The organism is Sporichthya polymorpha DSM 43042, from assembly GCF_000384115.1.
Classification (GTDB): domain Bacteria; phylum Actinomycetota; class Actinomycetes; order Sporichthyales; family Sporichthyaceae; genus Sporichthya; species Sporichthya polymorpha.
Map to the genome: position 1 here is coordinate 1 of NZ_KB913029.1, position 26,617 is coordinate 26,617.

Consider the following 26,617-nt stretch of genomic DNA (forward strand, 5'->3'; position numbering starts at 1 on the left):
CAGGGCGCGCAGGCGCTGGTCGGCAACGGCGGAGCCGAGGGTGAGGGTCTCCTCCAGGCGGCCCGCGTGCCGGCAGGCGGTGAGCACGGCCTTGGACCGGGCGGGCTCGACGCCGGCACGGTGCCACTCCCAGGACGGGATGCGCAGCCAGGTCGCGGCGTCGGGCGGCACCATCATTCCCGCCGGGGCCGGGCCGGGCGCGGGGTCGCCGAAGCGGCGCACCAGCTCCCGCCAGGACGCGCGGGCCTGCCGGCCGGTCACCTTCTGCTCGAGGATGCAGGGGACGAGGACCTCGACCAGCAGGTCGGACCGGGGAATCCGCCAGCCCGGGTTGCGGGCCGCGGCGTCGCGCAGGACGGGATGGACCGGGACGAACCCCTCGGCGTCGTCGTCCTCGCCGCACAGCCGCGGGATCCGGTCGAGCAGCCACTCGGCGCCGGGCCCCCACGCCGCGCCGACGACGGTCGTGGTGCCCCGCCGCAGGGCGAGGCGGAGGGTGCCGGGCCCTTCCGGGGTGCGGACGGCCCGCCAGATCGCGTTGTCCGCGTCGACCCGGTAGGCCGGATCGCCCGCGCCACGCCGGAGCGGTCCGAGCGTGCGGTGCAGGTCCAGCGGACGGCTCGACCGCCACTCCCGCTCCGCGCCCGACACACGCCGAGTCTGCCCGACGTCCGGACCTCCAAGGCACGCTCCGTAGACTCCGGCAGCGAAGTCGGCCACCCGACTGCCCTTGCCGAAGACCGTGCCGAAGAGACGAGAAGGCTCACACACCGTGGCGAAGAAGAAGCAGACCCCCCGCGCGGGAGCGGACCGCAAGGCACGGGTGGAGGAGCTCAAGCGTCAGCAGAAGGCGGCCGAGCGCCGCAAGACGTTCCTCTTCGGTGGCGTCGGCATCCTGATCGCGGCGACGCTGATCGCGATCCCGGTCGTCTCGATCGTCAACAAGGACAAGGAGAAGAAGCGGGCGTTCGAGGAGCTCGGCGTCCCGACCGCGCTCGCCGCGTGCGACACCACGCAGACCGACAAGGTCGACGCGAACGACGGCGACCACGAGAACGACCCGAGCGTCCGGATCAACTACGACACCGCGCCGCCGAGCCACGGCCGGCACTTCGCCGCCCCGGCGACGATCAACAGCCGCGGTTTCTACACCAAGAGCGACGCCCCGCGCCTCGAGGAGCTCGTCCACAACCTCGAGCACGGCTACAACGTCGTCTGGTACGACCCGGACGCCGTCACCGGCCAGCAGCTCGAGGACCTCAAGACCCTCGCCGCGAAGTTCCGCGACGACAACGAGACCCGCAAGTTCATCGCGGTCCCGTGGGATGCCGCGCGCGGCAAGTTCCCGGCGGGCAAGACGATCGCCATGGCCCACTGGGGCGCCCCGAAGGAGGCCGGCGACTACGCGACCTCCACGGGCTACCGGCAGTACTGCGGGCAGGTCTCCGGCGGCGCGATCCGGGCCTTCGTCCAGGCGCACCCGTCCTCGGACTCGCCCGAGCCGAACACGATGTAGTCACCCATCCGGCTGACGTCTCGTCCGATATGCCCGACCCGCCGTCGCGGGGAAGACCAAACGTGGCGTCAGACCCCTGATTCCGTCGTACGGTTGTCCCGGCGCGGCCGGTAACGGCTGCGCGCGTGGGGCGAACGGGGAGGGGTCACGGTGTCGGACCGGACCACGGAGCAGACGACGAGTTCGGGCGGCAACGTGCCCGCGGCTCGCGGGCAGTCGGCGTTCGAGGACCGTCGGCAGCGGATCGAGGCGCTCCGGGCCAAGAAGCGCCGGTCGGAGCGGATCCGCTCGACGGCTTTCATGCTGGTCATCCTCGTCGGAACCGGGGCGTTCTTCGCGAAGCCGGCCTACAACTGGGTCGACAAGAAGTTCAACGACCCGCTCGATCGCTCGATCGCGTCCTTCGGTGTCCCGCTCGGCGACGCCGGCTGCGGCAAGATCACCCAGGACAAGGCCAGCGGCAGCCAGGACCACGTCCAGGTCGGCGTGCGCGTCGACTACGACCACGTCCCGCCGAGCTCCGGCAAGCACTACTCCAACCCGGTCGCGTTCGCCGCGACGCCGTTCTTCACCACGAAGGACAACCCGCCGGTGGAGAACCTCGTGCACAACATGGAGCACGGCTACTCGATCCTCTGGTACGACCCGGAGATCAAGGGCGGCGACCTCGACGAGATCGAGGACCTCGCCAAGCGCCTGCGCGACGACGCCAAGTACCAGCAGTTCATCGCGACGCCCTGGGACCCGACCTACGGCGACTTCCCCGGGGACAAGTTCATCGCGCTGACGCACTGGAGCGCCCCGGACCCCAAGACCGGCCAGGGCTTCGGCCACCGCCTCTTCTGCGAGCGCCTCTCCGGCCAGGCCGTCCAGGACTTCATGGACAAGTACCCGGCGACGGACGCACCGGAACGGAACATCCGCTGAGCGTTCGCCCGTCCGCACCACCTGCCGACGATCGACCGATTAGATTTCTCGAGTGAGCCGCGCCGTGCCTGAGGACCCCTCGCCCGAGGATCTCGCCGAGATGCTCGAGATCGCGGAGGACGATGACCTTCGCGACCTGCGACCGGACCCGAGCGACTCGCGCGCGGTCGCGGACGCGAAGAAGCGCCGGCGGACGGTGCTGCTCGCCCGGAAGATCGGGATCGCGCTGGCCGGGGGCATGGTCCTCGCGGCCGGCATCGTGATGATCCCGCTCCCCGGCCCGGGGTGGCTGGTCGTGGTCTTCGGGCTGTGGATTCTCAGCTTCGAGTTCCGGTGGGCCGAGCGGCTCTTCGACCAGATCCACGACAAGGTCGTCGACGCCGCGCACCTCGCCGCCTCGAACAAGTGGGGCACGATGCTGTCGATCGTGTCCGCGTGCGGCATCATCGCCGCCGGGTTCGTCTGGGCCCTGTGGGAAGACCTCCCCTTCAGCAGCTGGTACTCCGGCCTGGCGTTGAGCGCCAGCGGTGTCGTCGCGCTGTTCACCATCTGGTGGGCCGCGAGCGACCTGAAGAAGAAGCGCGCCCGGCTCGCGGCCAACTCGGGCTGAGATCCCTGGCGCCGGCGGAGACTGACGCGGCGTCAGGCGCCCGGCGAGAACCGGATCGTGGCGTCCGGCAGCACCGCGGAGGACCACAGCCGCGCCCCGGCGGCGAGCTCGTTGTCGTTCCCCACGAGCGACTTGTCGCCGAGGACCGCGTCGGTGAGCACCGACCGCTCCCCCACCCGCGCGCCGGACCCGAGCACGCACCGCCGCACCTGCGCGCCGGCGGCGACCCACACGTCGTCGAACAGCACGGCCCCCGAGATCACGGCCCCGGCGGAGATGACGCAGCCCGGCCCGATCACCGAGCCGTCCGTGATCTGCGCATCCTCGGCGACGAGCGCGTCGGGTGCGATCAGCGCCGGCCCCGGCGCCGCGACTGCCGGCGAGCGCAGGACCCCGCGGACCAGGTCGGCCGAGCCGCGGACGAACGCGGCCGGGGTCCCGACGTCGAGCCAGTACGCGTCCTCGCGGTAGCCCTGGACGCGGCTGCCCGCGGCGAGCAGGCCGGGGAACGTCTCGCGCTCGACCGAGACCGGGCGCCCGGTCGGGATCGCCTCGAGGACGTCGCGCCGGAAGATGTAGCACCCGGCGTTGATCTGGTCGGTGACCGGCTCGGGGGTCTTCTCCAGGAACGCGGTGACCCGCCCGTCGGCCTCGGTCGGGACGCACCCGAACGACCGCGGGTCCTCGACGCCGACGAGGTGCAACGTGACCGCCGCGTCGACGTCGCGGTGCATCCGCAGCTGCGCAGTCAGGTCGTGACCGGAGAGGACGTCCCCGTTGAGGATGACGACCGGCGTGTCCGGGCCGCCGGTCAGGCGGTCGGCGACGTTGCGGATCCCACCGCCGGTCCCGAGCGGCTCGGTCTCGGTGACGTAGTCGATGGCCAGCCCGAGCTCGCCGCCGTCGCCGTAGTGCTCGGCGAAGACCTCGGCGCGGTAGGACGTCGCGAGCACGACGTGCTTGATGCCGACCTCCGCGAGCCGGACCAGCTGGTGGGTCAGGAACGGGACGCCCGCGCACGGCAGCATCGGCTTGGGGGTCGTGAGCGTGAGCGGCCGCAACCGGCTGCCCTGACCCCCGACGAGGATGACCGCCTCGGCGTCGGCCGACTCTGTCATGCCGATCCCGCTCAGCCCGCCTGGTGGCGGGCGCTGCTCGGGTCGCTCGCCTCGTTCGTGGACGCGAGGCCGGCGGCGCGGGCGTAGGTCTCGAGGTGGATCTGCGCCGAGCTGCTCCAGCTGAAGAGCTTCGACCGGGCGGTCGCCGCCTCGGAGAGCGAGCGCCGACGCTCGCCGTCCTCCAGCAGCCGCTTGAGGTTGCGCGCGATGCAGTCGGCGTCCGGCTCGGTGTAGGCCGCGGCCTCGCCGCCGACCTCGGGCAGCGAGAGCCGGCGCGCGATCAGCACCGCGGCGCCGCAGGCCATCGCCTCGAGGGTCGGGAAGCCGAAGCCCTCGCTGCGGCTCGGGAACACCATGACGGTGGCGCCGCCCATGAAGCCGGGCAGGTCACCGGCGCGCAGGTAGCCCGGGCGCACGAGGCGCAGCCCGGACGGGACCTCGTTCACCGCCTCCAGCACGGCGGGGTCCGGCGTCGAGGAGCCGGCGAGCACCAGCGCGGGCGGCTCGTCCATCTCGGACGCGGCGAGCACCCAGCCCCGGATCAGTTCGGGAATGTTCTTGCGGCTCGACATCTCGCCGAGCGACCCGACGTACGGCATGCCGTGCAGGCCGAGTCGCTGCGCGACGCGGTCGCGCTCGGCGTCCGTCGGCGGCCGGAACATCGTCGTGTCGATGCCGTGGTACGCGACGTCCACGCGGGCCGGGTCGGCGTCGAAGAGGCGGACGAGCTCGTCGCGGGTCGCCCGCGAGGGGACGAGAAACCGCGCCGCCAGCTCGAGCGAGGAGCGGGTCGCGCGGCGGTAGAACTCGGCCCGCTCGTCGGCGTAGTACTCCGGGTTGTGGAACACCGAGGCGTCGTGGATGGTGACGACGACGGGGACCGGCGACGCCGCGGGCATCGAGTAGAACGGGCAGTGGATGACGTCCGCGCCGATCTGCTGCGCGAGCGCGGGCAGGCCCTCCTGCTCCCAGGCCAGCCGCTCGGGGCGGTGGCTGATGTTGCTCGGGGCGGGCAGGACGGTGGCCGCCGGGGCCAGCCGGGACAGCCGGTCGGCGTCGGGACGCTGACAGGCGATGCCGAGGTCGGCGCCGGCCGCGGCCAGCGCGGGCAGCAGACCGTCGATGTAGCGGCCCAGGCCGCCACGGTCGGCGGGCACGGCGGTGGCGTCGACGAGCACGCGGGGCGCCACAGGAACTCCTAGCAGGGGATGAGTACAGCGGGCGGACACGAACGCCGGCGGGAGCCGGGCCCTGAAGCGAGAGCCCTTCCCGCCGGTCCTGGGGGAAGCCTACGCCGCTCCGCCGCACGGCGCGGGCCGCACAGCGGTGAACCTCCGGCGAATAGGCTCCGACACCATGACTCCGGCGGACCTGCTGCGGGCGGCGGCCCGTCCCGACCCGGCGCGCCCCTTCGTGACCTTCTACGACGACGCGACCGGCGAGCGCGTCGAGCTGTCGTTCACCACCGCGGACAACTGGATCGCGAAGACGGCGAACATGATCGTCGAGGACCTCGCGGCGCGGCCGGGTGACCGGATCGCGCTGCTGCTCCCGACCCACTGGCAGACGGTGGTCTGGTACCTGGCCTGCTGGACCGCCGGCGTCGTCGTCGCCCCCGACGGCGACCCCGCCGAGGCCGACCACGTCGTCACCGACCCGGACGGGATCGAGCGCGCCGCCGCCTGCCGGGGCGAGCGCGTGCTGGTCCCGATGCGCCCGTTCGGCGCCCCCGCGTCGACACTCCCGGCGGGGTTCTACGACTACGCCGCCGAGGTCCCCGCCTACGGCGACCAGTTCGCCCCGTGGGCCCCGGTCACCGACTCCGACGCCGCGCTCGAGCGCGCCGGCGGAACCGCCACGGGCGCCGACCTCGTTGCCGCGGCCCGCGCGACCGCCGCGGAGTGGGGCCTGACCGGCGCCGACCGCGCGCTCGTCACCACCGAGCTCCGCACCCCCGAGGGGCTGTTGGCCGGCCTGCTCGCCCCGCTCGCGGTCGGGGCGTCGGTGGTCCTGTGCCGCAACGCCGATCCGGCCGCGCTCCCCCGCCGGATCGAGACCGAGCGCGTCACCCGGACGCTGCCGCCGGGCTGAGCAGCGCACCGGCCGACATCAGTCGGCGGTCGAGTCCCCGCCCTCGTCGGCGGGTTCGGTGTCGCCGGCCTCGTCGGGCTCGTGGCCCGCGGCGGCGTCCGGCCCGTCGGCGGGCGGCTCCGGCGTCGCGCCCGGGCTCGGTTCCGGCAGCGAGGGCCCGAACGGCGACTCCTCGACGAGGATGTCCCGGACCTGGCTGCGGATCGCCGGCAGCTGGGCGTAGAGCAACCCACCCGGGCACTCGGTGCGCCCGGCGTCACGATGCGCGGAGACGCGGACGAAGTCCACGTGCGTCCCGGACTTGTAGCGCGAGGTGCCGCCGCCCTCGGAGATCAGCTCGACGGTCGCGAGCGGGTCGAGCACGGTGCCGTCGCCGGTCAGCCCGAACTTCCAGGCGATGATGCGCGCGACCGCGGCCAGGGTCTCGGGCGTCGGCGCCGTGTCCGTGTGGTCGCCGAGGACGGAGACGCCGAAGCTGTTCCGGTTGAACCCGCCGGTGTGGGCGCCGAGCACCGCGCGGTCGATGCCGCCGGCCCGGCCCTCCCAGATCCTCCCGAAGCGGTCGACGAGGAAGTTGTAGCCGACGTCGGACCAGCCGCGGCCCTTCACGTGGTACGCGAAGATCCCGCGCAGGATCTTCGGCACCTCGGCGGGGGTGTAGTCGTTGGTGCCGGCCGTGTGGTGGACGAACGCGGCCTGGATCCGGCCGGTGTAACGGGGCTTGCCCTTGCGCAGCTTCTCGTCCGCGCCCCAGTCCTTGCGCCGGTAGACGGTCGGCCAGGCGATCGTCGCGTGCGCCTGTGAGGCCACGCGCGGCACGGAGCCGACGTCGGCGTCCGCCGCCGAGCGGCCCGGGTCGACGAGCACGGCCCGCAGGCCGGTCAGCGCGGTCAGGTCGACGCGGTCGAGGCGCACCTGGAACGCGTCGGCGTCGCCCACCCAGAGCGGGGCGGTCCCCAGCCGGCGCTCGGCGGCGCCGGACCGGGCGGCCGAGGTCGGGTCCGTCGCGGCGGCGTCGACGTCCCCGTCGGGCCCGTCGCCGTCGGCCTCCAGCGCGGTCCAGTCCGACCAGGTCCCCTCCGCCCGGGTCCGGACGCTGAACTGCGGTCCGGACTCGTGGTCGTGGTCGTGGTCGTGGTCGCCCAGCGTCGCGGTCGCGGGGCGGTCCCAGGTGAGCCCGAGCAGCGCGAACGACGCGGGCGCGGGAATCGGCGCGAGCGTGGCGACGCCGGCGGGGACCCCGCCGGGCATGGCGAGGGGCACCTCGGAGATCCGCGGCGCGACGACGTGTGCGGACACCCGGCCCGGGAGCTCCACGACGGGCGCGGCGATCGACGCCGTCGACGCCGCGAGCGTGACGACGAGCAGGGCGGGTGCAATGCGCATAATGCGCGACTCCTGTGACGGAAGTTGTCTTTTGTTTCTGGTGTTACGACTGGGATCAAATCCCACCCGCAACTCCCGTCACAATGGGTGGACGCGAATTACAGATCTGGAATTAGCGCTCGCGGGCACCCGCCCTGACCTGCAGCTTCGCGGTGCCGGGCCGCAAGTTCGGCGCTGACCAGCAGAAATACTTCCGTGTAATTCGCGGCGCCGACAAATGCGCCGCAGGGCACCTCAGGAATCGGTGCGCGAATTCTCCGCCCGACCGGGCTCCCCCGCGGGCTGTTCCTCGACCTGGACGTCGAAGGTGAGCTGCTCCTCCCCCGGCGCCGCGGCCTCCGGCGGCTCGGGGGCGCTTCCCTGGGCCGGGACGACCTTCGGCTCGGCCGGCTTCGTCTCGGCCGGCGTCGGCTCGGCCGGCTTCCCTCCCGCCGGCTTCGTGGCCGCGGGCTTCTCGCCGGCGGTCTCGGCCTCCAGACGGGCGCGGCGGGCGTCCCGGCGCGCGCGGCGGGCCATGGCCTCGCGCTCGCGCTCGGCCTCCTCGTCGACGGCCTTCTCGACGTCGGCGATGTAGTGCGCGAGGACCTCCTTGACCGGGCCGTCGTGGACGAGCCGGCCGTGCTGGAGGTAGAGCCCCCGCTTGCAGAAGCGCTCGATCTGGGACTCCTGGTGGGAGACCAGGACGATCGTCTTGCCGGAGTTGCGGAGCTCCTCCATGCGGTTGAAGCACTTCTGCCGGAAGGCGCGGTCGCCGACGGAGAGCACCTCGTCGACGAGGACGATCGGCCGGTCGATGCTGGTGATGACCGAGAACCCGACCTTGGCCTTCATACCGCTGGACAGGTGCCGCAGCGGGGTGTCGAGCCGGTGACCGATCTCCGCCCACTCGACGATGTCGTCGAATCGCGCCGCGATCTGACGCTTCGTCAAGCCCTTCAGGCCGGCCGCGAGCCAGATGTTGTCGCGGACGGTCAGGTCGCCGACGAAGCCGCCGGTCACCTCGATCATCGGGGCGACCGGCCCGCGGACCTTGACCGCCCCCTCGTCCGGGATCATCACGCCGGCGATGAGCTTGAGCAGCGTCGACTTGCCGTGCCCGTTGCGGCCGACCAGGCCGACGGCCTCCCCGTCGGCGACGGTGAACGAGACGTCGCGCAGCGCCCAGAACTCGTCGGGCCCGCGGTCGCGGCGCGCGCGCCGGCCGTCGGCGGTGAAGCTCTCCCGCACCCGGGTGCGGAAGGGCCGCTGCCGGTTGGTGCGGAACCTGATGCCGACGTTGCGCACCTCGATCAGCGGCGTCGGCTTCCGTTTGCGAGCGGCCATCAGATCTCCTTCAGCACGGCCGGCTCGAGCTTGCGGAAGATGTAGACGCCGAAGGCCAGGATGACGAGGCAGGAGATGCCGCCGCGGACGGCGACGAGGAACGGCAGCTCGTCGTCCGGGAAGACGCACAGGCGGTACAGCGTGAAGATCGTGGTGAACGGGTTCCAGGAGTAGAGCTCCTTCATGAACCCGGGGATGTTCTCGTTGTCGAAGATCGCGAAGGCCCCGTAGATGACCGGGCACATGTAGAGCAGGACGCGGTTGGTGACGCGCATCAGGCGCTCGGTGTCGGGCACGAGGACCGCCACGGGCGCGAGGGTCATCGCGATCCCGAGCAGCAGGGTCCACTGCATCGCCATGGCGATCGGGAAGAACACGATCTGCCAGTGGATGTCCTGCCCGTAGGCGAAGATGAAGATCAGCAGCACCGGCAGGGTGAAGACGTACTCGACGAACTTCGACCCGATCATCCGCAGGATCCACGTCTCCCGTGGAACGTCGACGGAGCGGATCAGCCGCGCCTCCCCCGCGAGCGCACGGGTCGAGCCGGAGATGCACCCGCTGGCCCACTGGAACGGCATCATCGCGAGCAGCAGGTAGAGCAGGTACGGGTCGCCCGCGATGTCCTTGCCGCGGTTGAAGACGACGTCGAAGACGAACCAGTAGACGAGCCCCATCAGCAGGGGGTCGAGGACGGTCCAGACGTAGCCGAGCGCCGAGTCGGAGTAGCGGACCTTGAGGTCCCGTCCGATGAGCAGGAACAGGATCCGGCGGCGTTGCACGATCGCGCGTACGCGCCTCACGGCCCCCGCTCCCCTTCCCGCTGGCTTCCCCGGTCGGCGGGGACACAGAACTCGCTGGTCAGGTTAGCTCCCGCCCCGGCCCAAACCTGCGAAGACGTCCAGCATCAGGGTCGCATTCCGGACCCATGTGTACGAAGTCACGGCGTGGTCCCGCGCCGCGGCCCCCATCCGGGCGCGCCGGACCGGGTCGTCGCGCAACGCCGCGAGCCGGTCCGCGAGCGTCGTCGGGTCGTCCGGCGGGACGACGAAGCCGGTCTCGCCGTCGCGCACGTACTCCGCCAGCGCCCCGGTGCCCGCCGCCACGACCGGCACCCCGCAGGCCTGGCCCTGCAGGGCGACCAGGGCCCGGCCGTCGCGGTCGGTGCCGACGACGAGCGCGTCCAGGCGCGCCAGCGCGCCGGGCAGGCCGGCCTCGGCGGAGCCGAGCACGACGAGGTCGGCGGGGTCCGCCCCGGGCCGGTCGGTCAGCTCCTGGTGCGCACGTTCGAGGAGCTGGCGGTCCAGACCCGCGCGCGGGGCCGGGACGGTGCCGATCAGGAAGCGGCCGTCCGGCGGCCGGGGCGCGGGCACGAACCGATCGGTGTCGACGCCGACCGGGGTGACCGACACCGGCCGGTCGGTGTGCCGGCCGACGGCCGCGGCCAGCAGGCGGCTGGTGGCGCAGACGGCGTCGGCCCGCCGCAGGGCGAGTTCGAGCGTCCGCCGGCCCGCGGCGGAGGAGACACCGAGGTCGGCCGTCAGGTCCGCGCCGGCGAGGACGACGTACGGGTGCCGGTCCGCGAGGGCCGCCAGGAGGCCGTACGGTCCGCCGAGGTGGACCGCGATCACGTCGGGCCGGGCCTGGTCGAGCAGCGCCCGCAGGCGCGTCACCGCCCGGGGCGAGGGGACGTCCCCGCGCAGCGTCGGCAGGTGGGCGGTCCGGACCCGGGTCGGCAACGGCCCCGGCTCCCCTCCCGCCGTCCCCGCCGCCGTCCCCGCCGGGAGGCTGATCGCGTAGACCTCGATCCCCTGCCCGGCGTAGAACTCCACCCAGCGGCGGGTGTGCGGGCTGTCGGCCGGCGCGAGCAGCGCGACCCGCATCCGGCGTTCGGAGCGCTCGTACGGCCCGGGGCCGTCGGTCTGGGTACGGCGGCGCAACCGCTCGACGTCGGCCACCAACCGTTCCGCGCGTTCCTCCCGCGCACGCCGCCCGCGTAGGCCGGTCACGTCAGCGCCCGGGGCCGGGGTCCGGTCCGGGGTCGGGCGCGAGATCGCGCGGACTGAGCAGGTAGCCCATGCCCCAGGACATGTGCATCGTCGCGTAGACGGCGGGCAGCGCCGCGGCGGCCGTCGGGGGCAGGCCCCGGCTGGTGGCGGCGGACCCGGCGACGACCGCGGCGAGGTACCCGAGCGGGCCCAGGAGGCCGATCCGGTGCCCGGTCAGCGCCAGCGCCGTCCCGCCGACGACGCCGAGGACCGCGACGGGCGCGGCGAGGTACCGCGCGTTCGCGGTGTCCGGGTGGCGGCGGATGACCTCGCGGCGCCACTGGCCGGTCCGGAAGAACTGCTTCGACAGCGCGCGCAGGTCCGCGCGGGGCCGATAGGTGACCTGCATCTTCGGCGTGAACCAGACGACCCCGCCGGCGCGACGGATCCGGTAGTTCAGCTCCCAGTCCTGGGCGCGGCGCATGTGCTCGTCGAACCCGCCGACGCGCTCGAGCATGTCCCGGCGGAACACCCCGAGATAGACGGTCTCGGCCGGCCCGGCCTCGCCGCCGAGGTGGAAGCGGGCGCCGCCGATGCCGAACCAGCTGCTGTAGGCGCGCGCGACGGCCTGCTCGAACGGCGTGACCCCCTGCGCGGCCATGATCCCGCCGACGTTGTCCGCGCCGGTGCTGGTCAGGACCTCGACGGCGGTGCGGACGTAGTCCGGCGGCAGGATCGCGTGCCCGTCGACGCGGACGACGACCGGCGCGGTGCTGGCGCCGATGGCGGCGTTCAGCCCCGCCGGGGTCGCTCCCGTCGGGTTGGGCACCGTGCGGATCCGCGGATCGCCGTCCGCGAGCGCGGCGGCCACCTCGTCGGTGCCGTCGGTCGAGGGGCCGAGGGCGAGCACGATCTCCAGCTCGCCCGGGTAGTCCTGCGCGAGGATCGCCTCGACCGCCGTGCGCAGGTGCCGCCGCTCGTTGAGCACCGGCATCACGACCGCGACGGGCGGGGTGGCACCGAGGATCCGGCCGTCCTCGGCGACCCGCGGCTCAGGAATACCGGCAGGTGTCATCGAGAGCCGTCGCCTCACCGGGGGTCGCCTTGATCGCGGCCGGCGTCGGGGTGGCCTTTTTCTTCTTCTTGGGCGTCGCCGACGGCTTCGGCGCCGGGGTCGGGTCCGGCTGCTCGGCGGCGAGGAGGGCCTTCTGGACCTGCGCCCGGATGAAGTTCAGGTCCGGCGCGGCGGGGTTGATCGCCGGCGGGATGAACTGGACGCTCGTCATCTTCTGGTTCTTGGCCTCGTCGACGACGCCGATGAGGCGCTGGACGGCGTCGATCGACAGGTCGGTCGTGAGGACCTGGCGCGACGCCGACGTGAGCTTGGAGTACTTCAGCAGGATCGTCCCCGGGTCCGCCGCGCGCAGGATCGCGCCCATCACGCACTTCTGGCGGGTGATGCGCGCGTAGTCGTCGGACGTCGCGCGGGAGCGGGCGTACCAGAGGGCCTTGTACCCGGAGAGTTTCTGCAGACCCGGCTCGATCCAGCCGCGGATCGGCATCGTGACGCCCTGCAGGTTCTTGCCGCCACCGATCGGCAGGCGCTGTTCGACGCGGAGGGTGACGCCGCCGAGGGCGTTGACCAGGTTCTCGAACCCGGCCAGGTTCACCATCGCGTAGTAGTGGACCGGCACGCCGAGCGTCTGGGCGACGGCCTGCTGGACCGCGAGGGCGCCCGGGTCCTTGGCGCCGCGGAACAGCTCGGGGTGCTCGGCGCCGTAGGTGTAGATGCCGAAGAAGAAGTCCGGGAAGCCGTTCGGGAACTTGGCGTCCATCGGCGTGCCCGGCGGGAACTGCGCGTACTGCATGTTCCGCGGCAGCGAGAACAGCACGGTCTTGCCGTTGGAGACGTCGATGCTCGCCAGGGTGATCGAGTCGGTGCGGATGCCCTCGCGGTTGTCACCGCCGTCGCCACCGAGCAGCAGGACGTTGAGTCGGCCCTTGTAGAGGTCGCGGATGCCGCCGTCGGTGAACGTCCGCTCCAGGAAGTCGCGGTGCGTCTGGATCAGGTTCGCGCTGTACGCCGCCGGGGTGGCGACCAGCGCCATCAGGACCAGCGAGAGCACCGAGACCGTGAGGCGGTGCGACCGGACGAGCTCCGGCGGTCGGCCCAGACGCCAGGCGTCCATGAACAGCGCCAGCCAGCACAGGCCGAGCACGACGATGCCGGTCTGGAGCGAAACCAGGGCCCAGGACTCGAAGCCGAGCTCGAGCAGGCCCTCCTTGCCCTCGATCCAGTAGACGATCAGGGCTCCGACCCCGATCAGGCCCACGATCCGGAGGGCGGCCCGGCCGACGACCTTGTTGCCGCACATGAGCTGGGCCGATCCGGGCAGCACGAGCGTCATCGCGAGCAGGACGAGCGCCCGGCGGAAGCGGACCCGCTCCGACTTCCGGGCGACATCCGCCAGCTTCCCGCTCTGCACGACGCGTGTTCTCCTTCGTACGAGGGCAGCCGGACGGCACTGACGAGATTCCAGACGCGATTCTCAGTATCAACACGTGGGCGGCGCGTGACGTGCATATCGTCGCGAGTCGTCCTGTGGAGATGCTTTTGAGACGATCAAGCAAGCGTCACGATGCGTCCGATCGGAGCATTCCGACCGCTCCGACGTCCTGCCACCGGCCGCGCCGGTGAGGCTGGCAGCATGGGTTCCAGCATAAGGAGGGGGCGCGTGCCTCGTTTGACGGTTCTCGGGACCGGTTACCTCGGCGTCACCCACGCCGCCTGCATGGCCGAACTGGGCTTCGACGTGCTCGGCATGGACGTGGACGAGTCCAAGATCGCCCGCCTGTCCGCCGGGGAGGTGCCGTTCTACGAGCCCGACCTGGAGCCGCTGGTCGCCAAGCACCTCGACAGCGGCAAGCTCCGCTTCACCACCTCCTACGAGGAGGTCGCCGAGTTCGGCGACGTCCACTTCACCTGCGTCGGCACGCCGCAGAAGCGTGGGGACCTGGGCGCGGACCTGACCCAGGTGGACGCGGTGATCGACGGGCTGGCGCCCCACCTGCGCCGTCCCTGCCTGGTCGTGGGCAAGTCGACCGTCCCCGTGGGGACCGCCGCCCGGCTCGCGGACCACCTGCGCGCCCACGCCCCGGTCGGGGCGGACGCCGAGCTGGCGTGGAACCCCGAGTTCCTCCGGGAGGGCTTCGCGGTCCTCGACACGCTGAAGCCCGACCGCCTCGTCGTCGGCGTGCGCTCGGCGGCCGCCGAGGCGAAGCTGCGCGAGGTCTACGCGGACCTGATCGACGCGGGCATCCCGTTCCTCGTCACCGACTTCGCGACCGCGGAGCTGGTGAAGGTCGCGGCCAACGCCTTCCTCGCCACGAAGATCTCGTTCATCAACGCGATGGCGGAGGTCTGCGAGGCCGCCGGGGCGGACGTCACGGCCCTGGCCGACGCCATCGGGCACGACCCGCGAATCGGGCGCCGCTTCCTGAACGCCGGCCTCGGCTTCGGCGGCGGCTGCCTGCCCAAGGACATCCGGGCGTTCATGGCCCGGGCGGGTGAACTCGGCGCGGCCGAGGCGCTGACGTTCCTGCGCGAGGTCGACGCCATCAACATGCGTCGCCGGGCGCGCACCGTCGAGCTCGCCCGTGAGGAGTGCGGCGGCGCCCTGCTCGGCCGCCGGATCGGCGTCCTGGGCGCGGCGTTCAAGCCGAACTCCGACGACGTCCGGGACTCCCCCGCGCTCTCGGTCGCCGGGCAGCTCCAGCTGCAGGGCGCGCTGGTCTCGGTCTACGACCCGAAGGCCATGGACAACGCCTCGGCGCTGTTCCCGACGCTGGCCTACGCCCCATCGGCGGTCGACGCCTGCCGGGGCGCGGACCTCGTCCTCCACGTCACCGAGTGGCCGGAGTTCCTCGCGATCGACCCGGCGGTCCTCGGCGAGGTCGTGGGCAGCCGCGTCATCCTCGACGCGCGCAACGCCCTCGACCCCGAGCGGTGGCGCGAGGCGGGCTGGACGTACCGGAGCCTCGGCCGCCCCTGATTCACCCGTTCTCCCGCAGGACTCCACAGCGACACCGGTGGCACTTAGGGTGACCTCCGCACGCCCGGCCCCACCGAACCGGCCCACCCTGTCTGGAGAACCCGCATGACCGCGACGAGCTCTGCCGACCTCGCCCTCCTCCGCTCCGCCGTGAAGGGCGAGGTGCACGCCCCCGGCGACTCCGGGTACGACGAAGGCCGCTCGATCTGGAACGCCCAGATCGACCGCCGGCCCGCGGCGGTCGTGATGGCCGCCGGGCCCGACGACGTCGCGGCGGCGATCGGGTTCGCCCGCGAGAACGGGCTGGAGATCTCGGTCCGCGGCGGCGGGCACAACACCGGTGGCTACGCCGTCGGCGACGGCGGGCTGATGATCAACCTCGCGCGGCTGAACTCCGTCGAGGTCGACGTGGAGAACCGCCGCGCGAAGGTCGGCGGCGGCGCGCTGCTCGCGGACCTGGACGCCGCGACGCAGGCGCACGGGCTCGCGACACCCGGCGGGATGGTCAGCCACACCGGCGTCGGCGGCCTGACCCTCGGCGGCGGCATGGGCTGGCTGACGCGGCTGCACGGCCTGACGATCGACAACCTCACCGGCGCCGAGGTCGTCCTCGCCGACGGCCGGATCGTCTGGGCCTCGGAGACCGAGCACGCCGACCTGTTCTGGGCCCTGCGCGGCGGCGGCGGGAACTTCGGCGTCGTCACCACCTTCGAGTTCGCGCTGCACCCGGTGGGCCCGATGGTGTCGGTGGGCCTGTTCTTCTGGGAGGTCGAGCGCGCGACCGACGCGCTGCGGATGCTGCGCGACAAGGTGCCGTCGATCCCGCAGGACTCCAACGTCATTATCGGCCTGCTCAACGCCCCGCCCGCGCCGTTCGTCCCGGCCGAGCACCACTTTCAGCCGGGCGTCCTGCTCGTGCTCGTCGGCTTCGGCTCGCCCGAGGACCACGCGGCGCAGTGCGCGGAGGTCGGCGCCGCGCTCGAGCCGCTGTTCAGCTTCGCGACGCCGATGCCCTACGTCGCGCTGCAGCAGATGCAGGACGAGGCCACCGCGCACGGCCAGTTCTGCTACGAGAAGGGCACCCAGCTCGCGGAGCTCTCCGACGGCGCGATCGACGTGTTCGTCTCGCACCTCGGCAGGCGCACGGTGCCGACGTCGCAGGTGCTGTTCTACCGGCTCGACCACGCGTACTCCGCCGTCGCCGAGAACGCCACCGCGTACGGCGCGACCCGCACCCCGCGCTACGCCACGATGCTCGTCGCGCTGACGCCGAACATGGAGGCGTGGGAGGCCGAGCGCCAGTGGGTCCGCAACCTCTGGACCGACCTGCAGCCCTACTCGCTCGGCATCGGCGACTACGTCAACAACATGGTCGAGTTCGACGCCGAACGGATCCTCGCCTCCTACGGCCCGGAGAAGTACGCGCGCCTCGCCGGCATCAAGGCCGTCTACGACCCGGAGAACCTCTTCCGCCGCAACGTCAACATCCCGCCGGCGGGCTGACGGGGCGTCAGGGCTTGAGCGTGTCCCCGGGGTCGCCGGCGAGCTTGTCGACCCCGGGGCCACCGACCAGGCTGTCCTTGCCCTCGCCTCCGACCAGGCGGTCGTTGCCGGCCTGACCGCGCAGGTCGTCGGCGCCGAGGTCGCCGAAGAGCTGGTCGTTGCCGGGCCCGCCGCGCAGCTTGTCGTTGCCCGCGCCGCCGCAGAGGATGTCGTTCCCCGCGCCGCCCGAAATCACGTCGTTGCCGGCGAGGCCGCGGATCAGGTCCTTGCCGCGGGTCCCGCGCAGAACGTCGTTGCCGGCGGTGCCGACCTTGAGCCGGTAGCCCTTGGGCACCGGGGCGCCGGACTTGCACGCCGGGTGCGTCGGGCCGGATCCCGGGCGGCCCCAGTCCCACGCGGTGTCCTCGCCGGAGCCGACGATCAGCGGCGCGGCCGAACCGGTTCCGCTCGCGTCGGCGACGAACACGTCGCCGTTGTCGCCGTTGCGGGTGGTCGTGAACGCGACGCGCGTGCCGTCCGGGGAGAAGAACGAGTACTGATCCTTGGCGACGTCGTCGTCGATCGTCCGTGCGTTCGAGCCGTCCGCGTTCGCGACCTGCACGGCGAGGTAGCCGGGCGGGTCGAGGGTGTAGGTGATGCGTTTCGAGTCGGGCGAGTACCGCGGGTAGAACGCGCGGCCGGCCTTCAGCTTCGTGACGTTCTTGCGGTCGCTGCCGTCGGGCTTCATCGACCAGACGTCGATCGCGCCCGAGCCCTCGGCGCTGAACAGCAGCCGGGAGCCGTTGGGCGCGTACGCGGGGTGGGCCTCGTTGACGCCCGCCGTCGTCGTCAGCGCCCGCTGGCCGGTGCCGTCGGCCTTCATCGTCCAGAGGTCGGTGGTGGAGCCGACCGTGCGCGTGTAGACGACGCGCGACCCGTCGGGCGAGAACACCGGGTGCGTCTCGACGGCCGCGGAGGTGGTGAGGCGCCGCTGGCCGGTGCCGTCGGCGTTCATCACCCAGATGTCGCTGCCGCCGTTACGGGCCGAGGCGAAGACGATCCGGTCTCCGTCGGCGGAGAAACTCGCGAACCGGTCGGCGCCCTGAGCCGTCGTCAGCTGCTTCAGGTTCGACCCGTCCGGGTTGACGACCCAGAGCTCGACGTCGCCGCTGCGGGCCGAGGAGAACACGATCCGACCGTCGTCGTTCGTGGCCGGCGCCGCAGCGCTGCTGTCCGCCTGCGCGACGGGCACCAGGCCGGTCAGCGCCAGGGCGGCGGCCAGCACGGCGCCCCCGGCCGCGATCGACGGTGTCCGCTTCCGGTACGCAGCGCTCATGGGCGGAAACCCTATGTGGGTGGGTCGGGCGAGACCAGGAGGGCGCGAAGCAGGACCGGGCCGTGGAACGCCCCCGTCCCGGGGACCAGGCGCAGCCCGCGGAAGCCCGCGTGCCGTTCGGCGTAGGCGAGGGCACGGGCGACGTCGGTGATCGCGTTGCCGGCGGGCGGGTCGAGGGTGATCTCGGACAGGCTCCCGACGGCGCGGCCGGCCGGGTCCAGGTACGGACCGCCGGAGTCGCCGGGCACGCCCGGGGTGAGCGAGTAGACGAAGTGCACCCGGCCGCTCGGGTGGGTGCCGACGCCGAAGGTCTGCTTCGGCTCGATCGGACGGACACCCTGCCGCAGGGGCGAGGCGCCCCATCCGGTGAGCAGGTCGCCCTCGCGGATGCCGTCGGTGTTGAGCCCGGTCGGGCCGCCGAAGAGCGGGACGGTGGGGTTGACCTCCGCGACCGCGGATGCCGGGACCTGAATCAGGGCGAAGTCGTTGTACCGGCAGGTGTCGGCGTCCTGCTCTCCGACCGCCGGCATCGTCCGCCAGCTCGAGTACACGAGCCGGCCGGAGATGCCCGTCTCCCCGAGCGGCACCCGCGTCCCGAGCGGGGCCTGGGTGCCGAACTCGCACGCCGTGGTGTCGAAGGAAGCGTTCTCGTCCGGGACGCGCGAGCAGTGGCCGGACTGCCCCAGGTACACCCGGCCGCGGTCGTCGGTGAAGACGAAGTTCGCGGTGCACCGCCCGCCCGCGGTCTCGGTCGAGATCCCGGGCCGGATCGGGGCGGTCAGGTCGCCGAACGCCGGGGCCGCGGCGGCCGACGCCGAAGCCGGCCACGGGAGCGCGGCCGCGACGAGTGCGCCCGCGACGAGGGCGCCGAGCCGTCGCGGGCGGTTCACGTCAGATCTTTCGGCCGCGCACCGCGGCGCCCTTGGCCCTGGCCTCGGCGTTGAGGTCCGCCTGGAACTGGCGCATCTTCGCCTGCAGCTCGGGGTCGCCGAGCGCGAGCATCCGGACCGCGAGAAGGCCCGCGTTGCGGGCGGCGCCGACCGCGACGGTGGCGACCGGCACCCCGGCGGGCATCTGCACGATCGAGAGCAGCGAGTCGAGCCCGTCCAGGTGCTTGAGCGGGACCGGGACGCCGATGACCGGCAGCGGCGTCACGGAGGCGAGCATGCCGGGCAGGTGGGCCGCTCCCCCGGCGCCGGCGATGATCACCTGCAGGCCACGATCGGCGGCGTTCTGGCCGTAGGCGAGCATCTCCGCCGGCATCCGGTGGGCGGAGACGACGTCGGCCTCGTACGGCACGTCGAACTGGCTCAGCGCTCCGGCGGCCGCCTCCATGACGGGCCAGTCCGAGTCGCTGCCCATGACGATCCCGACGAGGGGTGCAGCGCTAACCATCGATCTCTCCTCGCAGGAACGCGGCCGCGTGCCGGGCACGCTCGAGCAGGTCGTCGGGGTCGGACCCGGTGACGGTCACGTGGCCGACCTTGCGGCCCGGGACCACCGTCTTGCCGTAGTTGTGGATGTGCAGACCCGGGTCGTGGGCCAGGCAGTGCAGGTACCCGCCGTAGAGGTCGGGGAAGCGCTCGGGGTCGTCGGAGCCGAGGACGTTGGCCATCACCGCGGCCGGCGCGGTCATCCCGACCTCCCCGAGCGGGAGGTCGAGCACGGCCCGCAGGTGCTGCTCGAACTGGCTGGTCGTCGCACCCTCGATCGTCCAGTGGCCGCTGTTGTGCGGCCGCATCGCGAGCTCGTTGACCAGGACACCGGCGGGGGTGTCGAACATCTCGACGGCCAGCATCCCGACGGTCTTGAGCTCGGCGGCGATCGCCAGGGCGGCGCGCTGGGCGGCGAGCGCGTGGTCCTCGTCGATCGCCGCGGGCGCGAACACCTCGCGGCAGATGCCGTGGCGCTGGACGGTCTCGACGACCGGGTAGACCGCGGCCTGCCCGTGCGGGCTCCGGGCGACCTGGACGGCGAGTTCGCGGGTGTACTCGACGCGGGCCTCGGCCAGGAGCGGGCCGCGCGCGAGCCAGTCGGCGGCCTCGGCCGCCGTCGCCACCACGCGGACGCCGCGGCCGTCGTAGCCCCCGCGCGGGGTCTTCACGACCACCGGCCAGCCGATCCGGTCGCCGAACTCGGCGAGCTCGCTCTCGGTCGTGACCAACGCCCAGTCCGGGCACGGGACGCCGATGCCGGTCAGACGCTCGCGCATGGCGAGCTTGTCCTGGGCGTGGACGAGCGCGTCCGCCCCGGGGCGGACCGCCACCCCCTCGGCCTCCAGCGTGCGCAGGTGGTCGGTGGGGACGTGCTCGTGGTCGAACGTGAGGACGTCGCAGCCCGCCGCGAACGCGCGGAGGGTGTCGAGGTCGTCGTGATCGCCGATCACGACGTCGGCCGCGATCTGCGCGGCGCTCTCCTCCGGGGAGGCGGCCAGGACCCGCAGGCGGACGTCGAGAGCGATCGCGGCCTGGGCGGTCATCCGGGCCAGCTGCCCGCCGCCGACCATGCCGACGACCGGGCGGTTCACCCTCGACACCATTGCAATGCGGTCACGAGCACACGCTAGCCGCCCGGTCGGGGCGCTTGAGAGGGAAGGTGGACGGGTAGATTGAGCCCTCGAGTCGGGCGTCCGCCCGCGCATCTGGAGGACTGACGCCCCGTGAACTCTGCTCGTGGACTCGCGCGGTCTCTCTACGCCCGGGTCGAGCACCTGCTTCACGAGATCGCCAAGTTCGGCGTCGTCGGCGCGATCGCGTTCATCGTCGACGTCGGCACCTTCAACCTCTTGCGTAACGGGGTGATGGAGGACAAGCCGCTCACGGCCAAGGTCGTCTCGACCGTCCTCGCCACCACCGTCGCGTTCGCCGGGAACCGGCAGTGGACGTTCAAGCACCGCGAGCGCAGCAACGTCCGCCGCGAGTACGTCCTGTTCTTCGGGCTCAACGGCGTCGCCCTGCTGATCGCCCTCGCGTGCCTCGGCGTCTCCCACTACCTGCTGAACTTCACCAGCCCGCTCGCGGACAACATCTCCGCGAACATCGTCGGCATGGCGCTCGGGACCCTGTTCCGCTTCTGGTCCTACCGGAAGTTCGTCTTCACCGCCCCGGTGACCCGCGACACCCCCGCCGACGAGCCCGAGCCCCTCGCCGCCTAGGCGGCGGGCCCCGCGCGCGACCCGGGGCAGCCTCGTCCGCCCCGGGAGCCTCAGGCGGCTGGCTCGTCGGGTCCGGGGCGGGGTGCTGGTCGTTCCCCGGGGTCGATCAGGGGTGGGATCTCGACGTCGTAGCCGACGCCGAGGCGGGTGATCCAGCGGACTTTCCGGTCCGAGAGGCGGATCAGTTGCCACCCGCCCTTGGTCTTGAGGTCATGGTCGTGCTCGCACAGCGGGCCGAGGTTCCCCGCGAGGGTCAGGCCGCCGCGGGCGTGGTCGATCGTGTGGTCGATCTCGGACCGCGCGGCCGGGAGGCGGCAGCCGGGGGCCTGGCAGGTCGTCATCCGCAGCTGGGTGTCCCGGCGTAGTCCTTGGCGGGGGAAGCGCCGCCGGGCGTCGTCCGGGTCCTCCGGGGTGGGCGGGCCGGCCGGGTTGTCCGTGTCGGCGCCGGCGGTCGCGAGGAGGTGGTGGCGGCCGATCTCGACCAGGACGGGGCGCCAGAGCGCGACTTCGGGGCTGGTGACGGTCTGGTCGAGCAGGGCCTGCAGCAGCGTGGCGGGAATGAGCAGGTCGACGATGCCGTGGTCACCCGCGCGGCGCTTGGGCCAGTCGATCGGCCGTGCGCTGATGAGCCCGGAGCTGATCGCGTACCCGGCGGGGTCGGTGACCGCGAACCGCCACTGCCCCGCCGCCAGTCGGTGGGCGAGGTCGCGGGCGTACTCGGCGTGCACCGGTCCCTGCCCGGCGAGCTCGGCGGGGTCGCGGTCCATCCCGAGCAGGGTGGAGAGCTTCGCGGTGAGCTGCACCCCGTGGTGCGGAGACCGGGCCACCGGCTCCGGTGCGGGCGCTGCCTTCGGCTCCGGTGCGGGCGCTGCCTTCGGCTCCGGTGCGGGCGCTGCCTCCGGCTCCGGCTCGGGCTCCGGCTCGGTTTCGGTCTCCGGCGCGAACTCTTCATCCTCGACCGGTCGGGTGGTGGCGAGGTGGGCGAGGATCTGCTCGTCGGTGAAGTCGGCGTAAGTGCCGTCCAGCAGGTTGAGCGCGATCTCCGAGCGCAGGTGATCCAGCGGCCGCGGATCACCCGCACGCTTCGCGTCATCGGCGAGCTTCCGCACCCGCGCGATCGCGGCGGCGACCCGGGCGGGGTCCTGGTTCTGCGCGGCCAGGGTGGCGGTGCCGTCCTCGTTGCGCCAGGAGATCACCCGCCGTTCCCGGTGGGCCTCGGTGAACCGGCGCAGCGCCCAGTCGGGGTCGAGCTGAATCCCGAGTTTGCGGCACCGCGCGGCGAGCTGCTCACTGGTCCAGGGCCGGTCGGCGTCGATCGAGCAGTGCCCGAGGACCTCATCGATCACGGTGTTGGCGTGCTCGTCGGTCATGTCCCGGACCCAGAAGTGGATCACCCGGGCCCGTTCGATGCTCAGGTCCCCGGCGGCCATGGCGGCGTGCAACTTGGGGAAGCGCCGCACGATCGCCCAGGCGAAGTCCAGCAGCTCATTCGCGGTATAGCCCGAGATCCGCAGCGCGGTGCGGACCTCATCGGCGCCCCACCGGTCCGGGGCCGCGAGGCGCACGATCTCCTCCTGCGAGTCCAGGCCCCGGGACCCGACCTCGGCCACCATGCCCAGCCAGACCGCGTTCGCGGCGTTGAGCTGTCGTTGGCCGGCGCGCAGCACCGCGACCGACTCGGCCCCGGTCATCGACGCGCACTCGGCCTCACTCGGCCTCAGGCCGAGCGAGACCTGCCACGCACTCGGCGTGGAAGTGGTGGCTGCTGTCGATGTCCCCGTCATCACGACTGAACCTAGCGGGCACCACCGACAGTCCATTTTCGCCGGGATCGAGAGCGCGGGGCGCGGAGGAGCGGAGGGATCGGAGGAGCGGAATCCGCGGTGCCACAACGCCTCTGACGCCCCATCAACACCACGCGACCCCCATTGAAGATGTCATCTCCAACGGGTTGTGGATAACCCCGACGAAAGGGTGACACCCCATTACTCGGGAGTAAGGGGTGTCACCCTTTCTTTACAGCGGCGACCTCAACAAGGGGTGACACCCCTTGTTGAACGCGGCGGCGGGTCAGGGCTCGGCCTCGAGGAGCTCGGACGGGTCGGCGGCGGTGCCGGCGGGGTCGACGGCGGCGGCGGGGGCCGGGGCGGAGAGCTCGGCCTCGATCGCGTCGAACGCCTCGGCAACCGAGGTCGTCCAGCGGAGCAGGTCGGCGGAGGCGGGACGCATGAAGCCGCGGTCGACGAGGACGCGGATCTGCTCGCGGAGCGGGTCGTAGAGGCCGTCGGGGTCGAGGACGACGACGGGGCGGTCGTGCATCCGGAGCGTGCGGGCGACCCAGATCTCCAGCAGCTCCTCCAGGGTGCCGATGCCGCCGGGGAGGACGAGGAACGCGTCGGAGCGGTCGTCCATCTCGCCCTTGCGGGTCCGCATGTCGGGGGTGACGACGAGCTCGTCGGCGTCGTGGTCGGCCACCTCCCACGTCAGCAGTGCCTGCGGGATCACGCCGGTCGTGTGCGCTCCCTCGGCACGGGCGGCCCGGGCGAGCGCGCCCATCGCGGAGATCGAGCCCCCGCCGGAGACGAGGGCGTGCCCCCGGGCGGCGAGCACCGCGCCGACCTCACCCGCGAGGTCGACGTAGTGCGGCGCGATCGCCTCGCTGGAGGCGCAGTAGACGCAGATCCGGGCCACGGCTGACGCCGGCTCAGGGATACGGGTGCGCCGCCCGGGCCTGGCCCGCCCGGATGTCGTCGGCGAGGGCGTCCGTCGCCTCGATCTCCTGCCGACGCCGCTCCTCGTCCGCGTCCTTCATGATGTGGACGACGCGCTCGACGTCGTCCGTGACCTCGATCAGGTCCATGTCGTGCGGCGAGATCTTTCCGGCCTCGACCATCCGGGTCTTCAACCAGTCGACGAGCCCGGCCCAGTAGTCGGTGCCGACGAGCACGACGGGGAACCGGGTGACCTTCCCGGTCTGCACGAGGACGAGCGCCTCGAAGAGCTCGTCGAGGGTGCCGAAACCGCCGGGCATGAAGACGAAGCCCTGCGCGTACTTCACGAACATCGTCTTGCGGACGAAGAAGTAGCGGAAGTCGATACCGATGTCGACGTAGGAGTTCAGCCCCTGCTCGAACGGCAGCTCGATGCCGAGGCCGACCGAGGTGCCGCCACCTTCGACGCACCCGCGGTTCGCGGCCTCCATGACACCGGGCCCACCGCCGGTGATCACGGCGTAGCCCGCCTGCGCGAGCTCGTAGCCGAGCTGCCGGGACAGCTCGTACTCCGCGTGGTCGCGGGGCGTGCGAGCGGAACCGAAGACGGTGATGGCCGGCCCGATCTCCGCGAGCAGACCGAAGCCCTCGACGAACTCGGACTGAATGCGCATCACGCGCCACGGGTCGGTGTGCACCCAGTCGGTGGGGCCGGCGCTGTCGAGCAGGCGCTGGTCCGTCGTGCCGGACTGGGTGAAACGCCGGCGCAGCACGACCGGCCCGCGGTGCCGCTCGGGTGGCCGCGACGTGTTGTTCGCCTCGCTCATGTCGCGAAGGTACCGGGCGAAAGGCCCCGCTGCCGCCAGACCAGCAACCCCACAGAGGGGTGTGTTGAATCACTTTTTCGGACGTTTTCCGGCTGTTTCCACGCGGGCGGCGGACCGAGTGTGAGCTTGACTCCACTTCGGGGCCGCAAAGATCGCTTAGTGTCCACTCGTCCGGACGAGGCGCTCGACGACGAGGCCTGGCCAAGAAGTGGCCGATGCTCCGGAGCCCCGGTCGCGGGACGCCCACTCCCGCCTACGCGAGCGGTTGTTGCCCCCTCACACTTCTCCGGCGGGAGCGGAAGGCCAGGCCATACGAGCCTGAGTTCCAGACCTGGTCCATGCCATGGGCGCCACAGGTCGCTGCCTTCTGCGGCGGTCCGAGGATTCGATGTCTCTGCTCACCAACGCGGCCGGGGTCACCCTGGCTGTGGCCCTCACCGCGCCTCTGGCCGCGGTCGCCCCCGGACTGGGCGGCCCCCCCGAGGCCTCCGCTGCGACCACGGCTCCGACCGTCTCCACCGCCGAGCGCGCCACGACTCCGCCCACCCGCGCCACCCGCGCCACCCGCGCGCAGCAGCGTGCCGAGTTCGGCAAACGAACCGTTCGCGTCGCCTCCCGTTACCAGGGTGTGCCGTACCGCAGCGGCGGCACCACCCCGCGCGGCTTCGACTGCTCGGGTTACACCCGCTTCGTCCTCGACAAGTTGGGACGGAACCTGCCGCGGACGTCGCAGCAGCAGTTCAACAAGGCGCAGCGCATCAAGAAGCCCAAGCGCGGCGACCTGATCTTCTTCCACTCCAGCGGTGGTCGGGTCTACCACGTCGCGATCTACGCGGGGAACAACCGCATCTGGCACGCACCGCGGCCGGGTGAGCGCGTCCAGCGCGACAAGATCTGGAGCAAGCGCTGGACCGCGGGCCGTTATTTCTGACGGTCCGCCACATCGACGGCCATCGCCGCTAGAGCTGATCGAGAGTCAGATTTAATTCAGGCAGGTCGTCAGGCAGTGAGCCAGGCGCGGAGTTTCTCCTCGCACTCGCGCACTTCCGCGACGGGCACGAACTCGTCGCGGGAGTGCGCCAGGCTCGGGTCGCCGGGGCCGAAGTTCACGGCCGGGACGCCGAGCTCGGAGAACCGAGCGACATCCGTCCAGCCGAACTTCGGCGCCGGCGGCTTGCCGGTGACGGCGAGGAACGCCGCCGCCGCCGGCCGCGACAGTCCGGGCAGCGCGCCGGGCGCGAGGTCAGTGCACGCGACCTCCCACCCGGCGAGAACCTCACGCACGTGCTGAAGGGCCTCGTCGCCGGACCGGTCGGGCGCGAAGCGGTAGTTCACCGTCACCACGCACTCGTCGGGGATGACGTTGCCCGCCACACCCCCGCGGATGCCGACCGCGGACAGGCCTTCGCGGTACTCCAGCCCGTCGATGACCGGGCGCCGCGGCGTGTACGCGGCCAGCCGCGCCAGGATCTCGCCCGCGGCGTGGATCGCGTTCTCGCCCTTCCACGACCGCGCGCTGTGCGCCCGGGTGCCGCGGGTCGTGACCTCGACGCGCAGGGTCCCCTGGCACCCGGCCTCGACGCCGGCGTTCGACGGCTCCATCAGCACGGCGAAGTCGGCGGCGAGCCAATCGGGGTGCGCCGAGGCGAGGCGGCCGAGCCCGTTGAGCTCCGCCGCCACCTCCTCGTTGTCGTAGAAGACGTAGGTGACGTCCCGGGCGGGGTCGGTCAGCGTCGCCGCGAGCCGGAGCCCGACGGCGAGGCCGCCCTTCATGTCGCAGGCGCCGAGGCCGTAGAGGCGGTCGCCCTCGAACCGGGCGGCGAGGTTCCCCGCCTCGGGGACGGTGTCCAGGTGCCCCGCGATAACGACCCGCTCGGCCCGGCCCGCGTTCGTGCGGGCGACGACGGCGTCCCCGTCCCGGTCCACGGTCAGGTGCGCGCAGGACCGCAGCGCGCGCTCGACGGCGTCGGCGAGGGGCCCTTCGGTGCCGCTGACCGACGGGCGGTCGATCAGGTCCCCCGTCAGGGTGACCACGTCCGTGCTGAGGTCGAGGTCCGCCCCCGGGTCGCGCGCCATGCCCGCCACCGTAGCGACCC

25 protein-coding genes are annotated in these 26,617 nt (G+C 72.5%); 8 read left to right on the forward strand and 17 right to left on the reverse strand.

The features are described 5' to 3' along the window. A partial coding sequence (locus SPOPO_RS26515; protein ID WP_019872733.1) for a DNA-3-methyladenine glycosylase family protein occupies window positions 1-651 on the reverse strand: 651 nt, incomplete at its 3' end. A 121-nt stretch (window positions 652-772) separates the two neighbouring features. Here SPOPO_RS26515 and SPOPO_RS0100010 point away from each other — a divergent pair. The 3 genes from SPOPO_RS0100010 (at window position 773) to SPOPO_RS26525 (ending at window position 3,053) form a co-directional block, all read left to right on the forward strand. Continuing rightward, the gene (locus SPOPO_RS0100010; protein ID WP_028984375.1) at window positions 773-1,516 is read left to right on the forward strand and encodes a DUF3105 domain-containing protein; all 744 of its coding nucleotides are present in this window, start codon (window positions 773-775) and stop codon (window positions 1,514-1,516) included. Between the two features lie 150 nt (window positions 1,517-1,666). Continuing rightward, a complete protein-coding gene (locus tag SPOPO_RS26520) occupies window positions 1,667-2,443 on the forward strand; it encodes a thioredoxin-like domain-containing protein (RefSeq protein WP_051098245.1) in 777 nt (258 codons plus the stop codon). A 52-nt stretch (window positions 2,444-2,495) separates the two neighbouring features. Further along, on the forward strand, window positions 2,496-3,053 hold the full coding sequence (locus SPOPO_RS26525) for a PGPGW domain-containing protein (RefSeq protein WP_019872734.1): 558 nt from the start codon (window positions 2,496-2,498) through the stop codon (window positions 3,051-3,053). Between the two features lie 32 nt (window positions 3,054-3,085). Here SPOPO_RS26525 and manB read toward each other — a convergent pair whose 3' ends face one another. Both manB and SPOPO_RS0100030 read right to left on the reverse strand, forming a co-directional pair. After that, complete coding sequence (manB, locus tag SPOPO_RS0100025) at window positions 3,086-4,171, reverse strand: mannose-1-phosphate guanylyltransferase (protein ID WP_019872735.1); 1,086 nt, start codon at window positions 4,169-4,171, stop codon at window positions 3,086-3,088. A gap of 11 nt (window positions 4,172-4,182) precedes the next feature. Continuing rightward, complete coding sequence (locus tag SPOPO_RS0100030) at window positions 4,183-5,361, reverse strand: glycosyltransferase family 4 protein (RefSeq protein WP_019872736.1); 1,179 nt, start codon at window positions 5,359-5,361, stop codon at window positions 4,183-4,185. 166 nt (window positions 5,362-5,527) lie between these two features. On the opposite strand from SPOPO_RS0100030, the gene SPOPO_RS0100035 reads away from it, so the two are divergent. Further along, window positions 5,528-6,262, forward strand: coding sequence for a TIGR03089 family protein (locus tag SPOPO_RS0100035; protein WP_019872737.1), 735 nt, complete (start codon window positions 5,528-5,530; stop codon window positions 6,260-6,262). Window positions 6,263-6,280: 18 nt separating this feature from the next. On the opposite strand, the gene SPOPO_RS26530 is transcribed toward SPOPO_RS0100035, so the two are convergent. The 6 genes from SPOPO_RS26530 to SPOPO_RS26540 all read right to left on the reverse strand — a co-directional run bounded on the left by SPOPO_RS26530 (window position 6,281) and on the right by SPOPO_RS26540 (window position 13,445). Continuing rightward, window positions 6,281-7,648, reverse strand: a complete 1,368-nt coding sequence (locus SPOPO_RS26530; protein ID WP_019872738.1) for a peptidoglycan recognition protein family protein — start codon at window positions 7,646-7,648, stop codon at window positions 6,281-6,283. A gap of 234 nt (window positions 7,649-7,882) precedes the next feature. Continuing rightward, on the reverse strand, window positions 7,883-8,971 hold the full coding sequence (locus tag SPOPO_RS26535; RefSeq protein ID WP_019872739.1) for an ABC transporter ATP-binding protein: 1,089 nt from the start codon (window positions 8,969-8,971) through the stop codon (window positions 7,883-7,885). After that, a complete protein-coding gene (locus SPOPO_RS0100050; RefSeq protein ID WP_169577131.1) occupies window positions 8,971-9,774 on the reverse strand; it encodes an ABC transporter permease in 804 nt (267 codons plus the stop codon). The genes SPOPO_RS26535 and SPOPO_RS0100050 overlap by 1 nt, the downstream gene beginning before the upstream one ends. A 63-nt stretch (window positions 9,775-9,837) precedes the next feature. Then, window positions 9,838-10,929 (reverse strand): glycosyltransferase, encoded by a 1,092-nt coding sequence (locus SPOPO_RS0100055; protein ID WP_019872741.1) that lies wholly within the window; start codon window positions 10,927-10,929, stop codon window positions 9,838-9,840. Window positions 10,930-10,981: 52 nt separating this feature from the next. Beyond that, complete coding sequence (locus SPOPO_RS0100060; protein WP_019872742.1) at window positions 10,982-12,034, reverse strand: glycosyltransferase family 2 protein; 1,053 nt, start codon at window positions 12,032-12,034, stop codon at window positions 10,982-10,984. Next, window positions 12,012-13,445 carry an LCP family protein gene (locus tag SPOPO_RS26540; protein WP_019872743.1) on the reverse strand — a complete coding sequence of 478 codons (1,434 nt, stop codon included), beginning with the start codon at window positions 13,443-13,445 and terminating at the stop codon, window positions 12,012-12,014. The genes SPOPO_RS0100060 and SPOPO_RS26540 overlap by 23 nt, the downstream gene beginning before the upstream one ends. A 258-nt stretch (window positions 13,446-13,703) precedes the next feature. On the opposite strand from SPOPO_RS26540, the gene SPOPO_RS0100070 reads away from it, so the two are divergent. Further along, complete coding sequence (locus tag SPOPO_RS0100070; RefSeq protein WP_019872744.1) at window positions 13,704-15,011, forward strand: UDP-glucose dehydrogenase family protein; 1,308 nt, start codon at window positions 13,704-13,706, stop codon at window positions 15,009-15,011. A 105-nt stretch (window positions 15,012-15,116) separates the two neighbouring features. Continuing rightward, window positions 15,117-16,514 carry an FAD-binding oxidoreductase gene (locus SPOPO_RS0100075; protein WP_019872745.1) on the forward strand — a complete coding sequence of 466 codons (1,398 nt, stop codon included), beginning with the start codon at window positions 15,117-15,119 and terminating at the stop codon, window positions 16,512-16,514. Window positions 16,515-16,521: 7 nt separating this feature from the next. On the opposite strand, the gene SPOPO_RS0100080 is transcribed toward SPOPO_RS0100075, so the two are convergent. From SPOPO_RS0100080 to SPOPO_RS0100095, 4 genes are read right to left on the reverse strand one after another with little or no spacing between them, the layout of a single operon-like run. Further along, window positions 16,522-17,829, reverse strand: coding sequence for a PD40 domain-containing protein (locus SPOPO_RS0100080; RefSeq protein WP_019872746.1), 1,308 nt, complete (start codon window positions 17,827-17,829; stop codon window positions 16,522-16,524). A gap of 11 nt (window positions 17,830-17,840) precedes the next feature. Then, window positions 17,841-18,719 carry a S1 family serine peptidase gene (locus SPOPO_RS26545; protein WP_019872747.1) on the reverse strand — a complete coding sequence of 293 codons (879 nt, stop codon included), beginning with the start codon at window positions 18,717-18,719 and terminating at the stop codon, window positions 17,841-17,843. Window position 18,720: 1 nt separating this feature from the next. Further along, on the reverse strand, window positions 18,721-19,224 hold the full coding sequence (gene purE / locus SPOPO_RS0100090) for a 5-(carboxyamino)imidazole ribonucleotide mutase (protein WP_028984377.1): 504 nt from the start codon (window positions 19,222-19,224) through the stop codon (window positions 18,721-18,723). Next, window positions 19,217-20,368, reverse strand: a complete 1,152-nt coding sequence (locus tag SPOPO_RS0100095) for a 5-(carboxyamino)imidazole ribonucleotide synthase (RefSeq protein WP_084670808.1) — start codon at window positions 20,366-20,368, stop codon at window positions 19,217-19,219. Before SPOPO_RS0100095 ends, purE begins: the two co-directional genes overlap by 8 nt. 120 nt (window positions 20,369-20,488) lie before the next feature. Here SPOPO_RS0100095 and SPOPO_RS0100100 point away from each other — a divergent pair, with 120 nt between their 5' ends. Next, window positions 20,489-20,983, forward strand: coding sequence for a GtrA family protein (locus SPOPO_RS0100100; RefSeq protein WP_019872750.1), 495 nt, complete (start codon window positions 20,489-20,491; stop codon window positions 20,981-20,983). Window positions 20,984-21,033: 50 nt separating this feature from the next. Here SPOPO_RS0100100 and SPOPO_RS32085 read toward each other — a convergent pair whose 3' ends face one another. The 3 genes from SPOPO_RS32085 to SPOPO_RS0100115 form a co-directional block, all read right to left on the reverse strand. After that, window positions 21,034-22,674: an HNH endonuclease signature motif containing protein gene (locus SPOPO_RS32085; protein ID WP_019872751.1), complete on the reverse strand. Its 1,641-nt coding sequence runs from the start codon at window positions 22,672-22,674 to the stop codon at window positions 21,034-21,036. A 379-nt stretch (window positions 22,675-23,053) separates the two neighbouring features. Continuing rightward, entirely contained in the window at window positions 23,054-23,674 is a 621-nt protein-coding gene (locus tag SPOPO_RS0100110; RefSeq protein WP_019872752.1) for an LOG family protein, read from the reverse strand. A 13-nt stretch (window positions 23,675-23,687) separates the two neighbouring features. Beyond that, window positions 23,688-24,521, reverse strand: a complete 834-nt coding sequence (locus tag SPOPO_RS0100115; RefSeq protein ID WP_019872753.1) for an LOG family protein — start codon at window positions 24,519-24,521, stop codon at window positions 23,688-23,690. A gap of 388 nt (window positions 24,522-24,909) precedes the next feature. Between SPOPO_RS0100115 and SPOPO_RS0100120 the strand changes: the two genes are divergently transcribed. After that, the gene (locus SPOPO_RS0100120) at window positions 24,910-25,452 is read left to right on the forward strand and encodes a C40 family peptidase (protein WP_019872754.1); all 543 of its coding nucleotides are present in this window, start codon (window positions 24,910-24,912) and stop codon (window positions 25,450-25,452) included. Window positions 25,453-25,520: 68 nt separating this feature from the next. On the opposite strand, the gene dapE is transcribed toward SPOPO_RS0100120, so the two are convergent. Continuing rightward, window positions 25,521-26,597, reverse strand: coding sequence for a succinyl-diaminopimelate desuccinylase (gene dapE / locus SPOPO_RS0100125; RefSeq protein WP_019872755.1), 1,077 nt, complete (start codon window positions 26,595-26,597; stop codon window positions 25,521-25,523). Window positions 26,598-26,617: the final 20 nt, after the last annotated feature.

What these genes read in the sequence shown, in the direction of transcription:
- manB (WP_019872735.1), bottom strand. Translation starts at nt 4,171, where the DNA reads ATGACAGAGTCGGCCGACGCCGAGGCGGTCATCCTCGTCGGGGGTCAG.
- SPOPO_RS0100035 (WP_019872737.1), top strand. Translation starts at nt 5,528, where the DNA reads ATGACTCCGGCGGACCTGCTGCGGGCGGCGGCCCGTCCCGACCCGGCG.
- SPOPO_RS26530 (WP_019872738.1), bottom strand. Translation starts at nt 7,648, where the DNA reads ATGCGCATTGCACCCGCCCTGCTCGTCGTCACGCTCGCGGCGTCGACG.
- SPOPO_RS26535 (WP_019872739.1), bottom strand. Translation starts at nt 8,971, where the DNA reads ATGGCCGCTCGCAAACGGAAGCCGACGCCGCTGATCGAGGTGCGCAAC.
- SPOPO_RS0100060 (WP_019872742.1), bottom strand. Translation starts at nt 12,034, where the DNA reads ATGACACCTGCCGGTATTCCTGAGCCGCGGGTCGCCGAGGACGGCCGG.
- SPOPO_RS0100075 (WP_019872745.1), top strand. Translation starts at nt 15,117, where the DNA reads ATGACCGCGACGAGCTCTGCCGACCTCGCCCTCCTCCGCTCCGCCGTG.
- SPOPO_RS0100080 (WP_019872746.1), bottom strand. Translation starts at nt 17,829, where the DNA reads ATGAGCGCTGCGTACCGGAAGCGGACACCGTCGATCGCGGCCGGGGGC.
- purE (WP_028984377.1), bottom strand. Translation starts at nt 19,224, where the DNA reads ATGGTTAGCGCTGCACCCCTCGTCGGGATCGTCATGGGCAGCGACTCG.
- SPOPO_RS0100095 (WP_084670808.1), bottom strand. Translation starts at nt 20,368, where the DNA reads ATGGTGTCGAGGGTGAACCGCCCGGTCGTCGGCATGGTCGGCGGCGGG.
- SPOPO_RS32085 (WP_019872751.1), bottom strand. Translation starts at nt 22,674, where the DNA reads ATGACCGGGGCCGAGTCGGTCGCGGTGCTGCGCGCCGGCCAACGACAG.
- SPOPO_RS0100115 (WP_019872753.1), bottom strand. Translation starts at nt 24,521, where the DNA reads ATGAGCGAGGCGAACAACACGTCGCGGCCACCCGAGCGGCACCGCGGG.
- SPOPO_RS0100120 (WP_019872754.1), top strand. Translation starts at nt 24,910, where the DNA reads ATGTCTCTGCTCACCAACGCGGCCGGGGTCACCCTGGCTGTGGCCCTC.
- dapE (WP_019872755.1), bottom strand. Translation starts at nt 26,597, where the DNA reads ATGGCGCGCGACCCGGGGGCGGACCTCGACCTCAGCACGGACGTGGTC.